The organism is Pseudomonas sp. lyk4-R2A-8 (assembly GCF_030209095.1).
GTDB lineage: Bacteria > Pseudomonadota > Gammaproteobacteria > Pseudomonadales > Pseudomonadaceae > Aquipseudomonas > Aquipseudomonas quebecensis.
Map to the genome: position 1 here is coordinate 1 of NZ_JARVSS010000002.1, position 12,730 is coordinate 12,730.

The 12,730-nt window shown below is 61.5% G+C and carries 14 protein-coding genes; 12 read left to right on the top strand and 2 right to left on the bottom strand.

Annotated features, from left to right (window positions below):
• Positions 1-291 precede the first annotated feature (291 nt).
• The gene (locus QRN10_RS01235; protein WP_253511026.1) at positions 292-609 is read right to left on the bottom strand and encodes a DUF2288 domain-containing protein; all 318 of its coding nucleotides are present in this window, start codon (positions 607-609) and stop codon (positions 292-294) included.
• A 355-nt stretch (positions 610-964) separates the two neighbouring features.
• On the opposite strand from QRN10_RS01235, the gene QRN10_RS01240 reads away from it, so the two are divergent.
• From QRN10_RS01240 to QRN10_RS01280, 9 genes are all read left to right on the top strand, one after another.
• Complete coding sequence (locus QRN10_RS01240; RefSeq protein WP_253511024.1) at positions 965-2,092, top strand: branched-chain amino acid ABC transporter substrate-binding protein; 1,128 nt, start codon at positions 965-967, stop codon at positions 2,090-2,092.
• A gap of 229 nt (positions 2,093-2,321) precedes the next feature.
• Complete coding sequence (livH, locus tag QRN10_RS01245; protein ID WP_034096299.1) at positions 2,322-3,245, top strand: high-affinity branched-chain amino acid ABC transporter permease LivH; 924 nt, start codon at positions 2,322-2,324, stop codon at positions 3,243-3,245.
• Positions 3,242-4,495, top strand: a complete 1,254-nt coding sequence (locus QRN10_RS01250) for a high-affinity branched-chain amino acid ABC transporter permease LivM (RefSeq protein WP_181079411.1) — start codon at positions 3,242-3,244, stop codon at positions 4,493-4,495. Before livH ends, QRN10_RS01250 begins: the two co-directional genes overlap by 4 nt.
• Positions 4,492-5,259 carry a high-affinity branched-chain amino acid ABC transporter ATP-binding protein LivG gene (livG, locus tag QRN10_RS01255; protein ID WP_181079408.1) on the top strand — a complete coding sequence of 256 codons (768 nt, stop codon included), beginning with the start codon at positions 4,492-4,494 and terminating at the stop codon, positions 5,257-5,259. Before QRN10_RS01250 ends, livG begins: the two co-directional genes overlap by 4 nt.
• Before the next feature lies 1 nt (position 5,260).
• A complete protein-coding gene (locus QRN10_RS01260) occupies positions 5,261-5,962 on the top strand; it encodes an ABC transporter ATP-binding protein (protein ID WP_181079406.1) in 702 nt (233 codons plus the stop codon).
• Positions 5,963-6,136: 174 nt separating this feature from the next.
• On the top strand, positions 6,137-6,433 hold the full coding sequence (locus QRN10_RS01265) for a BufA1 family periplasmic bufferin-type metallophore (RefSeq protein ID WP_181079403.1): 297 nt from the start codon (positions 6,137-6,139) through the stop codon (positions 6,431-6,433).
• A gap of 31 nt (positions 6,434-6,464) precedes the next feature.
• Positions 6,465-7,340 (top strand): MNIO family bufferin maturase, encoded by an 876-nt coding sequence (gene bufB, locus QRN10_RS01270; RefSeq protein ID WP_285427726.1) that lies wholly within the window; start codon positions 6,465-6,467, stop codon positions 7,338-7,340.
• Entirely contained in the window at positions 7,337-8,113 is a 777-nt protein-coding gene (locus QRN10_RS01275) for an HvfC/BufC N-terminal domain-containing protein (protein ID WP_285427727.1), read from the top strand. The genes bufB and QRN10_RS01275 overlap by 4 nt, the downstream gene beginning before the upstream one ends.
• A complete protein-coding gene (locus QRN10_RS01280) occupies positions 8,110-8,595 on the top strand; it encodes a DoxX family protein (protein ID WP_181079395.1) in 486 nt (161 codons plus the stop codon). The genes QRN10_RS01275 and QRN10_RS01280 overlap by 4 nt, the downstream gene beginning before the upstream one ends.
• Here QRN10_RS01280 and QRN10_RS01285 read toward each other — a convergent pair.
• Positions 8,592-9,500 (bottom strand): LysR family transcriptional regulator, encoded by a 909-nt coding sequence (locus QRN10_RS01285; protein WP_181079392.1) that lies wholly within the window; start codon positions 9,498-9,500, stop codon positions 8,592-8,594. The genes QRN10_RS01280 and QRN10_RS01285 overlap by 4 nt on opposite strands.
• A gap of 103 nt (positions 9,501-9,603) precedes the next feature.
• Here QRN10_RS01285 and QRN10_RS01290 point away from each other — a divergent pair, with 103 nt between their 5' ends.
• The 3 genes from QRN10_RS01290 (at position 9,604) to QRN10_RS01300 (ending at position 12,693) form a co-directional block, all read left to right on the top strand.
• The gene (locus QRN10_RS01290) at positions 9,604-10,203 is read left to right on the top strand and encodes a short chain dehydrogenase (protein WP_181079389.1); all 600 of its coding nucleotides are present in this window, start codon (positions 9,604-9,606) and stop codon (positions 10,201-10,203) included.
• Between the two features lie 95 nt (positions 10,204-10,298).
• Positions 10,299-10,970, top strand: coding sequence for a COG3650 family protein (locus tag QRN10_RS01295; RefSeq protein ID WP_181079386.1), 672 nt, complete (start codon positions 10,299-10,301; stop codon positions 10,968-10,970).
• A 106-nt stretch (positions 10,971-11,076) separates the two neighbouring features.
• On the top strand, positions 11,077-12,693 hold the full coding sequence (locus tag QRN10_RS01300) for an NAD(P)/FAD-dependent oxidoreductase (RefSeq protein WP_253511003.1): 1,617 nt from the start codon (positions 11,077-11,079) through the stop codon (positions 12,691-12,693).
• The last annotated feature ends 37 nt before the right edge of the window (positions 12,694-12,730 follow it).

Below are 12,730 nucleotides of genomic sequence, written 5' to 3' on the forward strand. Positions count from 1 at the left end.
AGTGCTTGGCATACTGGGGGCGTCCATGTATGAGCGGGCTTGCCCCGCGCTGGGCCGCGAAGCGGCCCCACTCCAGACGACGCGCCCCCCCCCCCCCGACCCACTAACTCACAAATCACCACCTTTACTGCCACACCCGGAAACAATTCCCCACGCATTCCTTCCCACGCAAAACTGTTCCCGTGACGTTTACGTCACCCTGATCTGTGACCTTTCTTCACGGCAAGGTGCCATCACCGGCGCAGCGGTTACTCCGCTACACACTCGACGCGCAAAAATACATGCACCCTTTTAGTGCACCCCTCCTCGCACCGCCCTTTCCTGGATCAGAATCCACGGCGAAACCACAACCGCCCATAGGCTCGGGTCACGCTCGACCAAGTCCAGCGCCCGCGTCGCAGACACTTCGCCCAGGCTGCCGGAGGCCAGCCAGGCGGCGACTTTGTCGCGGTTATCTTCGGCCATGCCCTCAGCCGCCTCGATCAAATCCAGGCTGGCATCGACCCACAATAGGGCACCCTTGGCAAAGAACGGCTCAAGCTCCTTCCAGGAGATTTCGGCGGTTTCACCGAGCAGCTTGGCATAGAGGGTGCTAGGTTCTTGCGTCATGGGAGTCCACCTTGGAAAAAGTCGGCGCAATCATAGCGTCACGTCTCGTTTAGAAAAACCCAAGGCAGAAAAACCCGGTTGCAATTGAGTCATCGAGAAAAACGTCAGGAAAGCCAAGGATTGCCGAAGCGTCTGTCACCACCCGCGCCGCAATTCTGTCTTTTCCTGTCGTTAAAGCGACACCCACGGAATTTGCCCCTGGCAGCCAGCTTTTCAAGCGATCAACCGGCGCTCTACACTGTACCGGTACAGTTGCCAGGCGGTTGCCGGGGGGATATTCCAGATATCCGATCCGGTTCAGCTGCCGATCAGGCCGCTAGAACTATAAAAAATACAACAGTAAGAGTGGAGCACTATGAATAAGGCTACTAAGCAGATTTCCAAACTGTTTGCCGCTATGGTCCTGGCTGGGGTTGCGGGCCATTCGTTCGCTGCCGACACCATCAAGATCGGCATCGCCGGTCCGAAGACCGGCCCTGTGACCCAGTACGGTGACATGCAGTTCATGGGCGCCAAGCAGGCCATCGCCGACATCAACGCCAAGGGCGGCGTCGACGGCAAGATGCTCGAAGCCAAGGAATACGACGACGCCTGCGATCCCAAGCAAGCCGTGGCCGTGGCCAACAAAGTGGTGAACGACGGCGTCAAGTTCGTGGTCGGTCACCTGTGCTCCAGCTCTACTCAACCCGCCTCGGATATTTATGAAGACGAAGGCGTCATCATGATTACCCCGGCAGCCACCAGCCCGGAAATCACTGCCCGTGGCTACAAGCTGATCTTCCGCACCATCGGCCTGGACAGCGCCCAGGGCCCCGCGGCCGGTAACTACATCGCCGACCACGTGAAGCCCAAAGTCGTTGCGGTACTGCACGACAAACAGCAATACGGTGAAGGCATCGCCACCGCGGTCAAGCAGACCCTTGAGAAGAAAGGCGTAAAAGTTGCCGTCTTCGAAGGCCTGAACGCCGGTGACAAAGATTTCTCCTCGATCATCCAGAAACTCAAGCAAGCCAACGTCGACTTTGTCTACTACGGCGGCTACCACCCTGAACTGGGTCTGATCCTGCGCCAGTCCAAGGAAAAAGGCCTGAACGCCAAGTTCATGGGGCCGGAAGGCGTCGGCAACGACTCCATCTCCCAGATCGCCCAGGACGCTTCCGAAGGCCTGCTGGTAACCCTGCCGAAATCCTTCGACACCGATCCGGCCAACAAAGCCATCGTGGAAGAGTTCACCAAGAACAAGCAGGACCCGACCGGTCCGTTCGTGTTCCCGGCCTACTCGGCCATCGAAGTCATCGCCGGCGGTATCAAAGCCGCCAAGAGCGAAGACACCGCCAAAGTGGCTGAAGCCATCCACGCCGGCACCTTCAAGACCCCTACCGGCGACCTGAGCTTTGACAAAAAGGGCGACCTGAAAGACTTCAAGTTCGTGGTCTACGAATGGCACTTCGGCAAACCTAAAACCGAAGTTTCTCCTCAGTAAGCCAGGCATTACTGGTCAACAAGCCCACTGTGAAAGCAGTGGGCTTTGTTTTACGAGGTTTATGGGCCATGTCACCCGCGATCCGGGCGCTGGCTCACCTGAAAATCTTAAAACCGTCACCAGCGGTTCGCTGGCAAACGCTTTGTGCAAATGTGCTCACAGAACACAGCGCAGGGCCGGAACATGACTCCACCAGTGAAATGCGTATCGGGTTTTTAGGAGCGCTGTAATGCCTGAGATCTATCATTTTTTCCAACAGCTGGTTAATGGCCTGACCATTGGCAGCACCTATGCCTTGATAGCCATTGGCTACACAATGGTTTACGGCATCATTGGAATGATCAACTTCGCCCATGGCGAGGTGTACATGATTGGTTCCTACGTGGCCTTCATCGCCCTTGCCGGGCTGGCCATGATGGGTATCCACTCCCTGCCGCTGTTGATGACCGCTGCCTTCATTGCATCGATCGTCGTAACCAGTGCCTATGGCTACAGTATCGAACGCGTTGCCTACCGCCCCCTGCGCGGCAGCAACCGTCTGATCCCGTTGATTTCCGCCATCGGCATGTCGATTTTCCTGCAGAACACCGTATTGCTGTCCCAGGACTCCAAGGATAAATCCATCCCCAACCTGATCCCGGGGAGCATCTCCTTCGGCCCAGGCGGCGCGGAAGAAGTCCTGATTTCCTACATGCAGATCCTGGTCTTCGTGGTCACGCTGGTGGCGATGCTGGGCCTGACCGTGTTTATCTCTCGCTCCCGTCTGGGCCGCGCCTGCCGGGCCTGCGCCGAAGACATCAAGATGGCCAACCTGTTGGGCATCAATACCAACAACATCATCGCCCTGACCTTCGTGATCGGTGCCGCGCTCGCTGCCGTCGCGGCGGTGCTGCTGAGCATGCAGTACGGCGTGATCAACCCCAACGCCGGTTTCCTGGTAGGCCTCAAGGCCTTTACCGCAGCGGTCTTGGGCGGTATCGGCAGTATCCCGGGCGCCATGCTCGGCGGGCTGGTGCTGGGTGTGGCCGAAGCGTTTGGCGCCGATATTTTCGGCGACCAGTACAAGGACGTCGTGGCGTTCGGCCTGTTGGTCCTGGTGTTGTTGTTCCGTCCGACCGGCATTTTGGGCCGTCCGGAGGTTGAGAAAGTATGAGCAGATATCTTAAATCGGCGTTCTTCAGCGCCTTGCTGGTCTGGGCCGTGGCCTTTCCAGTACTCGGCCTCAAACTGAGCATTGTCGGCATCAACCTGGAAGTGCATGGCACCGGTCCCGTGACCCTGACCATCATTGCCCTGTGCTCGGTGCTGATGTTCCTGCGGGTGCTGTTCAGCCAGCAGGTCGGGGCTTTGTTCAAAAGCAACCGTGGCCCGTTGATGTCGCCCAAGGTCAGCCAATTCCTGACCCTGCCGCGTACCCAGCGCTACATCATCATCGGCCTGATCGTGGCCGCGTTGATCTGGCCGTTCTTCGGCTCGCGCGGCGCAGTCGACATCGCCACCCTGATCCTGATCTACGTGTTGCTGGGCCTGGGCCTGAACATCGTGGTGGGCCTGGCCGGCCTGCTCGACCTCGGTTATGTGGGCTTCTATGCGGTAGGCGCCTACACCTACGCGCTGCTGTCGCACTACCTGGGCTGGAGCTTCTGGATCTGCCTGCCGCTGGCCGGCATGGCGGCGGCCACGTTCGGCTTCCTGCTGGGCTTCCCGGTGCTGCGCCTGCGCGGTGACTACCTGGCCATCGTGACCCTGGGCTTCGGTGAAATCATCCGCTTGTTCCTGCGTAACCTCACCGACATCACCGGCGGCCCCAACGGCATCAGCAGCATCCCCAAGCCGACGTTCTTCGGGCTGTCCTTCGACCGCACCGCTGCCGAAGGCCTGCAGACGTTCCACGAGTACTTCGGGATCGACTACAACCCGGTGAGCAAAGTGGTGTTCCTCTACCTGGTCGCGCTGCTGCTGGCGCTGGCTGCGCTGTTCGTGATCAACCGCCTGCTGCGCATGCCGATCGGCCGTGCCTGGGAAGCGCTGCGCGAAGATGAGATCGCCTGCCGCGCCCTGGGCCTGAACCCCACTATCATCAAGCTCTCCGCCTTCACCCTGGGCGCTGCGTTCGCCGGTTTCGCCGGCAGCTTCTTTGCCGCGCGCCAGGGCCTGGTGACACCGGAATCGTTCACCTTTATCGAATCGGCGATCATCCTCGCCATCGTGGTACTGGGTGGCATGGGCTCGCAGTTGGGCGTGATCCTGGCGGCGATCGTGATGATCCTGCTGCCGGAAATGATGCGTGAGTTCAGCGAATACCGCATGTTGATGTTCGGCGCCCTGATGGTGCTGATGATGATCTGGCGTCCTCAAGGCCTGCTGCCCATGCAACGTCCACATATGGAGCTGCGCAAATGAGCCGCGAGATCCTGAAAGTCGAAAATCTGAGCATGCGCTTCGGCGGCCTGCTCGCGGTCAACGGCGTGGCCCTGACTGTGAAAGAGAAACAGGTTGTGGCGCTGATCGGCCCCAACGGCGCCGGCAAGACCACGGTGTTCAACTGCCTCACCGGCTTCTACAAACCGAGCGGCGGCAGCATCCTGCTGGACGGCCAGCCGATCCAGGGCCTGGCCGGTCACGAAATCGCGCGCAAGGGCGTGGTGCGCACGTTCCAGAACGTGCGGCTGTTCAAGGACATGACGGCGGTCGAGAACCTGCTGATTGCCCAGCACCGGCACCTGAATACCAACTTCTTCGCCGGCCTGTTCAAGACCCCGGCGTTCCGCAAGAGCGAGCGCGAGGCCATGGAATACGCCGCGTACTGGCTGGACAAGGTCAACCTTACCGAGTTTGCCAACCGTCCCGCCGGCACCCTGGCCTATGGTCAGCAACGTCGGCTGGAAATCGCCCGCTGCATGATGACCCGCCCACGGATCCTCATGCTCGACGAACCGGCCGCGGGCTTGAACCCCAAGGAAACCGAAGACCTCAAGGCGCTGATCAGCGTACTGCGTGAGGAAAATAACGTGACGGTGCTGCTGATCGAACACGACATGAAACTGGTCATGAGCATCTCCGACCATATCGTGGTGATCAACCAGGGCACGCCGCTGGCCGACGGAACCCCGGAGCAGATCCGCGACAATCCCGAAGTGATCAAAGCCTATCTGGGGGAAGCGTAAAATGCTGCAATTCGAAAACGTTTCCACTTTCTACGGCAAGATCCAGGCCCTGCACAGCGTCAATGTGGAAGTGCGCCAGGGTGAGATCGTCACCCTGATCGGTGCCAACGGTGCCGGTAAGTCGACCCTGCTGATGACCTTGTGCGGTTCGCCCCAGGCCTACAGTGGCAGCATCCGTTATATGGGTGAGGAACTGGTGGGCCAGCCGTCGTCGCAGATCATGCGCAAGAGCATTGCCGTGGTGCCCGAAGGCCGTCGGGTGTTTTCGCGCCTGACCGTGGAAGAAAACCTGGCAATGGGCGGGTTCTTCACCGACAAGGGCGACTATCAGGAGCAGATGGACAAGGTGCTGCACTTGTTTCCACGGCTCAAGGAACGCTTCAGCCAGCGCGGCGGCACCATGTCCGGCGGCGAGCAGCAAATGCTCGCCATCGGCCGCGCGCTGATGAGCAAGCCCAAGTTGCTGCTGTTGGACGAACCGTCCCTGGGCCTGGCCCCGATCATCATCCAGCAGATCTTCGACATCATCGAACAACTGCGCAAGGACGGTGTAACCGTGTTCCTGGTGGAGCAGAACGCCAACCAGGCGCTGAAGATCGCCGACCGTGCCTATGTGCTGGAGAACGGCCGGGTGGTGATGCAAGGCTCGGGCGAGCAACTGCTGACCGACCCGAAAGTGCGCGAGGCGTACCTGGGCGGTTAAGAGAAGGTTGCTGAACGAACCGGATCCAAATGTGGGAGGGGGCAGCCCCTCCCATTTTTTTTGCATTGTTTGAGGTTATTTCTCCCGCCCCTGTAACGAACCGCGTCCTCCTACCTCTAGTGGTGCAAGCAGGCATTCAAGCCCGCTTCTCAACCCACTGCTGGAGTTACCCCAATGACGACCAAACTGTCCGCCACCGCCCTCATCCTCGCCCTGGGCTCGACCTTGAGCCTGTCCGCCCTGACCACCAGCGCCCACGCGGCCGATGACATGCAAAAGTGCTTCGGCGTTGCTGAAGCCGGCAAGAACGATTGCGCCGCCGGCCCCGGCACTTCCTGTGCGGGCACCTCGAAAACCAAGGATCAGGCCGATGCCTGGAAACTGGTCCCCGCCGGTACGTGCACCCAGACCCCCAGCACTACCTCGCCGACCGGCTTCGGCCAGGAAGCCGCGTTCGCCGCCAAATCCTGAACCCCCACCCGGCCGCGCCTGAGTATCGACGATGACACCTATATTCCCGCCCACATGCTCACCGGCTCAGGCGCCCGGCTTGCCTGATCGGGCCGGGCTGGGGCTCAAGCACGAGCACTTTGTCGAAGTGCTTGAAACCTCGCCCGACCTCGGTTTTTTTGAAGTGCATGCCGAAAACTACATGATGGCCGGCGGCCCGTTTCATCACTACCTGGGGCTGATCCGTGAACGCTACCCGCTGTCGCTGCACGGCGTGGGCCTGTCCATCGGCGGCGAAGGCCCGCTCGACCGTGACCACCTGGCACGCCTGGCTGCGCTGCTTGAGCGCTATCAACCCCAGGCTTTTTCCGAACACCTGGCCTGGTCCAGCCATGGCCCGGTGTTTCTCAACGACCTGCTGCCCCTGGCCTATGACAGCGCCACCCTGCACCGTGTGTGCGATCACATCGACCAGGTCCAGAGCACGCTCAAGCGGCCAATGCTGCTGGAGAACCCGTCGACTTACCTGTTATTGGAACGTTCGACCCTGGACGAGACTGACTTCATCAGCGAGGTCATCCGGCGCACTGGCTGCGGTTTGCTGCTGGACGTGAACAATGTCTATGTGACGTGCACCAACCACCAGCGTGATCCGGATGCCTACCTGAACGCCCTGCCCTTGCATGCCGTGGGGGAGATACATCTGGCCGGCTTTGCCGAAGACACCGACAGCCTGGGCGATCGCCTGCTGATTGACGACCATGGCGCCTCCATTGATAACGCCGTATGGCAGCTGTATCAACGGGTGCTGGGGCGGATCGGCGCGGTACCGACGCTGATCGAGCGGGACAACCAGGTGCCCGCCTTATCGGTGTTGTTGGCCCAAGCGTGGCAGGCCGAATGGCAGCTGTCGCAGGTGCGCCCATGACTACCCACGGCACATTTGCCCGCGCACTGCTGGAACCCGACCGGGCCTGCCCGGCTGGTTTGTTCAGCCGTAACGGTGCCGATCCGGCCAGCCGCTTTGCGGTATACCGCAATAACGTGCACAACGGCTTGATCAATGCGCTGGCATCGGCGTACCCGGTCACTCTGCAACTGGTGGGCGATGCCTTCTTTCGCGCCATGGCCGGCCTCTACGTGCAGGCGCATCCGCCCACCAGCCCATTGATCGGCGAATACGGCAGCACCTTCGCCGGGTTTATCCAAGACTTCGAACCGGCGGCCAGCGTGCGCTACCTGGCGGATATCGCACGCCTGGAGCGCCTGCGGGTACGTGCTTACCACGCCGCCGATGACCAGCCGCTGGCGCCACAGGCCGTGCTCGACGCCTTGCAAGGTCGCGCCGACCTCGGCGCGGTGCGCCTGCAGCTGCATCCCAGCGTCGCCACGCTGATGTCACCGTATGCCGTAGTCACAGTATGGGCGGCGCATCAGACCGAAGGCGGCCTGGCCACCCTCGATCCCGGGTACGCGCAAGGCGCGTTGGTCCTGCGCCAGGGCTTGGAGGTCAAGGTGTTCGCCATCGACGCCGGCTCCGTGACCTTCATCCAGCGCCTCGTCTGGGGCGAAACATTGCAGACCGCCGTAGAAGGGGCCCTGGAAGCCAGCAACGACTTCGACCTGCACCAATGCCTGACGCTGTTGATCAGCCACCACGCCATCACTTATTTACACCTGGACTCAAAGGTATCGCCATGAACACCCACGCACAGTGCCTGATCAAACGGGCCATCCAGCTTTTTGAACAAATGCCTTACAGCCTGATCGGGTTTTTCGCGCGCTTCTCCATCGCCGCGGTGTTCTGGAAATCCGGGCAGACCAAGGTCCAGGGCTTCGCGATTGACCTGGTCAACGGCACCTTCGAGCTGGGGGAGCCGCGCTTGGCAGCCTCGACGCTGCCGCTGTTTCGCAGCGAATACAAGGTGCCGTTACTGACCCCGGAAGTGGCCGCGCACCTGGCCGCATTCGCCGAGCATTTTTTCCCGTTACTGATCCTGCTGGGGCTGGCCACACGGTTCTCGGCGCTGGCCCTGATCGGCATGACCCTGGTGATTCAGCTGTTCGTCTACCCGGACGCTTATCCGACCCACGGCACCTGGCTCGCCCTGTTATTGCTGTTAGTCGCCAAAGGGCCGGGGCGTCTGTCCATCGATCACCTGATTGCCCGTCGCTACCGTTAAAGCCGATCGAGGGCCTCGCCGCCGCGCTTGAACCAATCCACCAGGTAATCGGCCAACACCTGGGTGCGACGCGGCAGGCCACCCTGATAGGGATGAACCAGGTACATCGGCTGGCTGGCCGTCTGGTAATCGCGCAGCAGCCAGCGTAAACGTCCGTCAGCCAGCTCCGCCGGCAACACGTAGGACGGCAGCCGCGCGATCCCCGCGCCCACCAGTGCGGCTTTTTTCAACAGGTTGTAGTGATTGGACGCGAACGTGCCGCTGACCCGTACCCGCAACAATTCGTGCTGCTGGTGGTAGAGCCACTCTTCGCGCCCGCTGTAGTGGCTGTTGAGCAGGCAACGGTGCAGGGCCAGATCCGCCGGGGTCCGCGGTTCGCCATGCTGCTCCAGGTAGGCCGGGCTGGCGCAGGTCATTTCGCGCCAGGCCAGCAGCGGTCTGGCCACCAGGCGCTCGTTCTCGACCGCGCCTGATCGCACCCCCAGGTCGAAACCGTCCCGCGCCAGGTCGCGATAGCGGTTGTTGAGCTCCAGCTCGATCTGCACCTGGGGGTACTGCTCGGTAAATTCCAGCAGTAAGCCGTCAAAGAAGGTTTCGCCCAGCGACACCGGCACCGTCATTCGCACCGGTCCCGCCAGGTCGTCCTTGAGCCGCGCCAGGGCCTGGCGTGCCCGCTCCACCTGCGCCACCAACGCCTGAGCCTGGGGCAGTAACGCCGCGCCGGCCGCGGTAAGGCTGAGCCGCCGCGTGGTGCGATGCAACAACACCACGCTGAACTGTGCTTCCAACTGGCTGATGCGCTTGGATAACTGGCCCTTGCTGCAGCCCAATTGCTCGGCGGCCACGGTAAAGCTGCCGGCCTCGATCAACACGGCGAAGGCCGCAAGGTCATCCATCTCGCTCATGGATTGTTTCCAAATGAAAACCAAAGGTTGCCTATTAGCGCGTTTATCCCGTTCAAAAGCCACCCTAGACTGGGTCGACATTCACCCTTGAAGGAACAGCACCATGAAAATCCTATTGATTGGCGCCAACGGCACGGTCGGCTCGGCGGTCAAGGCGGAGCTCGCCCAACGTCATGACGTTATCAGCATCGGCCGCACCCGCGGCGACTTCCAGGTGGACATCAGCGACAGCGCGTCCATCCGCAGCCTGTTCGAACAGACCGGCAGGTTCGATGCGCTGGTCTGCGCCGCCGGCAGCGTGACGTTCGCCGCCTTGGGTGAGATGCATGAGGGTGACTTCGAACTGGGCCTGCGGGACAAATTGATGGGTCAGGTCAACCTGCTGCTGATCGGCCGAGAGTACGCCAATGACGGCGCCTCCTTCACCTTCACCAGCGGCATCCTCAACCGCGATCCGATTCGTACCGGCGCGTCGGCCGCCTTGGTCAACGGTGCCATCGACGGGTTTGTCAAAGCCGCGGCGATCGAATTGCCACGCGGGCTGCGCATCAACGCGGTAAGCCCCACAGTGCTGGTGGAAGCGATGGACAGCTACGCGCCGTATTTCCGTGGCTACAAACCGGTCAGCGCTGCCGATGTGGCACTGGCCTACGCCAAAAGCGTAGAAGGCCTACAAACCGGCCAGACGTTTATCGTGGGGTGAAAGTCAATTCCGTAAGAATTGCCTGATGCTGGCGGGTGGGCTTGTGATGCGACGCCAGCCTGCGTAACGTGGCGGCACTTGCCTGGAGACCCTTTATGCGTGCCGCCCGTACCCTCGCCCTGTTCGCCTTGCTTCCCCTGTTCGCCGCGTGCCAGCTGTTCGAAAGCGAGCCGGCCAAGCCCTCCCTCGCCGGGTTGACCCGCATGCAGGGCGAGCTGACGGCGGCAGGCGACAAGCTGCTGTTCCAGCCGTGCAACGACAAACGCAACTACGTGGTCAAGGACACCGGCGGCACCAGCATCCTGCAGGAAGCTGCGTCCCTGGCCGGGCAGCAGGGCGCTTTGTTTGCCGACCTGCGCGGCAAGTTCTCCGGCGTCGCCAGCGGTACCCAGGGCGAAGTGGAGTTGCAGCAGCTGTACCGCGTCGAACGGTCCACCTCCGCCTGCGACGATCCCGACTTCAAGCGCATGATCCTGCGCGCCAATGGCCACAAGCCTGCGTGGGCCCTGAATGTCGCGGCCAAGGGCATGGTGCTCGAGCGCGAAGGCTTGCCGCCGTTGGCAGTGCCCTATGTGGAGGAGCAGCTCGGAGACGGCCGCTTCAACCTGATGACCGAAGCCAACAACGAACACATCGAACTGTGGGTGGCCCCGCAACGCTGCGTGGACAGCGTCAGCGGCAGCCTGCAGCACATGAGCGCCGAATTGCGGATCAACGGTAAAGTCCAGCGTGGCTGCGCGGCGTTCGGCGGCTCGCGGGACGATTGATCGGCGCCCGCGCTGTTTTAACATGACGGGACACCCGCGTTGGGGCTTATAATCGCCGGTTTGCAAAACCGCCGGCCTTACCAGGCGCCGCACACCGGATCCCGTCATGTTACGAATCACCGAACTCAAGCTGCCCATCGACCATCCCGAAGAAGACCTGCGGCCCGCCATCGTGCAGCGCCTGGGCATCGCCAGTGATGACCTGCTCGATTTCACGCTGTTCAAACGCAGCTACGACGCGCGCAAGAAATCGTCGGAGCTGTGCTTTATCTACACCATCGACCTGACCGTCAAAGGTGACGAAGCCGCGCTGCTGCGCAAGTTTGCCGATGACCGCAACGTCAACCCGGCCCCGGACGTCAGCTACAAAGTGGTCGGCCACGCGCCGGCCGATCTGGTGGAGCGCCCGGTGGTGGTCGGGTTCGGCCCATGCGGCATCTTTGCCGGGCTATTGCTGGCGCAGATGGGCTTCAAGCCGATCATCCTCGAACGCGGCAAGGAAGTGCGCCAGCGCACCAAGGATACCTGGGGCCTATGGCGTAAAAGCGTGCTCAACCCCGAGTCCAACGTGCAGTTCGGTGAAGGCGGCGCCGGGACGTTTTCCGATGGAAAGCTGTACAGCCAGATCAAAGACCCGCAGTTCCACGGCCGCAAAGTACTGCACGAGTTCGTCAAGGCCGGTGCGCCGGAAGAGATCCTCTACGTCAGCAAGCCCCATATCGGCACCTTCCGTCTGACTGGCGTGGTGGAAAATATGCGCCAGCAGATCATCGCTCTCGGCGGTGAAGTGCGCTTCGAGCAACGGGTAACCGACGTGCTGATCGAAGACGGCCAACTGAACGGCGTGGTGCTCGATGGCGGCGAGCAGATCCTGTCCAGGCATGTGATCCTGGCCCTCGGCCACAGCGCCCGCGATACGTTCCGCATGCTGCACAGCCGGGGCGTGTACATGGAAGCCAAGCCGTTCTCGGTAGGCTTTCGTATCGAACACCCGCAGTCGCTGATCGATGCCGCGCGCCTGGGCAAGTATGCGGGCCACCCGAAACTCGGCGCCGCCGACTACAAATTGGTTCACCACGCCAAGAACGGCCGTTCGGTCTACAGCTTCTGCATGTGCCCGGGTGGCACCGTAGTCGCGGCCACGTCCGAGCCGCACCGCGTGGTGACCAACGGCATGAGCCAGTACTCGCGTAACGAGCGCAATGCCAACTCCGGTATCGTGGTCGGCATCACGCCGGAAGTGGACTACCCCGGTGGCCCGCTGGCCGGTATCGAGCTGCAGGAGCGCCTGGAATCCCACGCTTATGTTCTCGGTGGCAGCAACTACGAGGCACCGGCGCAACTGGTCGGTGACTTTATTGCAGGCAAGCCCTCCACCGCCTTGGGCAGCGTGGAACCGTCCTACAAACCGGGCGTGTCGCTGGGCGATCTGGCCTTGGCGCTGCCGGACTTCGCCATCGAAGCGATTCGTGAAGCGTTGCCAGCGTTCGAAAAGCAGATCAAGGGCTACTCGCTGCACGATGCGGTTTTGACCGGTATCGAGACCCGCACCTCGTCGCCGCTGCGGATTACCCGTAACGAATCGATGCAGAGCCTGAACGTCAAGGGCCTGTTCCCGGCCGGCGAAGGTGCGGGTTATGCCGGTGGAATTCTATCGGCGGGCGTGGACGGGATCCGGATCGCCGAGGCATTGGCGCGGGACATGTTGGCCAGGCGGGGCTGAAGCGGTAAGCGGCAAGTGCGTCTGCTCTGACTTGCCG

What these genes read in the sequence shown, in the direction of transcription:
- QRN10_RS01235 (WP_253511026.1), bottom strand. Translation starts at nt 609, where the DNA reads ATGACGCAAGAACCTAGCACCCTCTATGCCAAGCTGCTCGGTGAAACC.
- QRN10_RS01240 (WP_253511024.1), top strand. Translation starts at nt 965, where the DNA reads ATGAATAAGGCTACTAAGCAGATTTCCAAACTGTTTGCCGCTATGGTC.
- livH (WP_034096299.1), top strand. Translation starts at nt 2,322, where the DNA reads ATGCCTGAGATCTATCATTTTTTCCAACAGCTGGTTAATGGCCTGACC.
- QRN10_RS01250 (WP_181079411.1), top strand. Translation starts at nt 3,242, where the DNA reads ATGAGCAGATATCTTAAATCGGCGTTCTTCAGCGCCTTGCTGGTCTGG.
- livG (WP_181079408.1), top strand. Translation starts at nt 4,492, where the DNA reads ATGAGCCGCGAGATCCTGAAAGTCGAAAATCTGAGCATGCGCTTCGGC.
- QRN10_RS01260 (WP_181079406.1), top strand. Translation starts at nt 5,261, where the DNA reads ATGCTGCAATTCGAAAACGTTTCCACTTTCTACGGCAAGATCCAGGCC.
- QRN10_RS01265 (WP_181079403.1), top strand. Translation starts at nt 6,137, where the DNA reads ATGACGACCAAACTGTCCGCCACCGCCCTCATCCTCGCCCTGGGCTCG.
- bufB (WP_285427726.1), top strand. Translation starts at nt 6,465, where the DNA reads ATGACACCTATATTCCCGCCCACATGCTCACCGGCTCAGGCGCCCGGC.
- QRN10_RS01275 (WP_285427727.1), top strand. Translation starts at nt 7,337, where the DNA reads ATGACTACCCACGGCACATTTGCCCGCGCACTGCTGGAACCCGACCGG.
- QRN10_RS01280 (WP_181079395.1), top strand. Translation starts at nt 8,110, where the DNA reads ATGAACACCCACGCACAGTGCCTGATCAAACGGGCCATCCAGCTTTTT.
- QRN10_RS01285 (WP_181079392.1), bottom strand. Translation starts at nt 9,500, where the DNA reads ATGAGCGAGATGGATGACCTTGCGGCCTTCGCCGTGTTGATCGAGGCC.
- QRN10_RS01290 (WP_181079389.1), top strand. Translation starts at nt 9,604, where the DNA reads ATGAAAATCCTATTGATTGGCGCCAACGGCACGGTCGGCTCGGCGGTC.
- QRN10_RS01295 (WP_181079386.1), top strand. Translation starts at nt 10,299, where the DNA reads ATGCGTGCCGCCCGTACCCTCGCCCTGTTCGCCTTGCTTCCCCTGTTC.
- QRN10_RS01300 (WP_253511003.1), top strand. Translation starts at nt 11,077, where the DNA reads ATGTTACGAATCACCGAACTCAAGCTGCCCATCGACCATCCCGAAGAA.